Here is an 822-nt window from a genome sequence, read left to right as displayed (position 1 = left end):
GACTCTTCTGGTGTCTTTGCCATTTTTGCTCTGATTGGGTTTAAATCGACATACGCCATACAAGCCATTAATGCGGCCTCATCCAGTAACGCCTGACTTTTAAAGCGCCCTTCCCAGAATCTGCCAGTACAACCATCTTCTTTGTTTGCTTGTCGTGCTATGCCTTCGTTCAACACCCGCATAAACCAGCTAATACTGCACAGTCGGTGTCGATATTCTTTTATCTCTTTGTCTAAAAAGAACCGTTGACCTTTGTCCAGACGCTCATTGTGTAGATATTTATGACCCAGAATCGAGCCTTTAAACAACTTATGCCAACGTATGAGTACAGCACTGTCACTGAGTCTTTGTGCTTTTTTATCATCCACATACAGCACCACATGGGTATGATTGCTCATCACCGCAAACGCACATATATCAATACAAAAAACCTGCGCTAAAAACAACAACCGTTCTTCTACCCAACCTCGACGATGCGCGTACGATTTACCCGTCAACTTGTCTTCGCCGCACAAAAATGCACGGCGAACACAATGTGAAACACAATGATAATATCGCGTATCCGACAAACTGATTTGCCGCTTCCTTGCTAATCCCATCGTCCACTCCTTGAACTTAGAATTGAATTTGATTTTGAGAGCTAAAAGTGTAGGCTACCCACCTCGACATTCAAGTCGGGGTGGATGTCCTCTTAAATACTCCACTGAAGCTTGAGGGTGACATAGGTTTATCTATTAACCATCGGGAATAGAACATCCAACCCGTTGGGTGATACATTTTCCAATAACAACGTAATTGATTCAGCACACTGTCTGATACAAC

1 protein-coding gene is annotated in these 822 nt (G+C 43.3%); it reads right to left on the bottom strand.

Translation table 11 applies throughout. The annotated features are described in order from the left end of the window. Window positions 1–599: transposase (locus tag HC733_RS22460; protein WP_446727652.1), on the bottom strand; the 599-nt coding region annotated here is incomplete at its 3' end. Window positions 600–822: the final 223 nt, after the last annotated feature.

The organism is Pseudoalteromonas sp. S16_S37 (assembly GCF_014694405.1).
Lineage (GTDB): Bacteria > Pseudomonadota > Gammaproteobacteria > Enterobacterales > Alteromonadaceae > Pseudoalteromonas.
The sequence above is the reverse complement of the archived record's forward strand: the minus strand, read 5'-3'. Positions and strand labels throughout refer to the sequence as shown.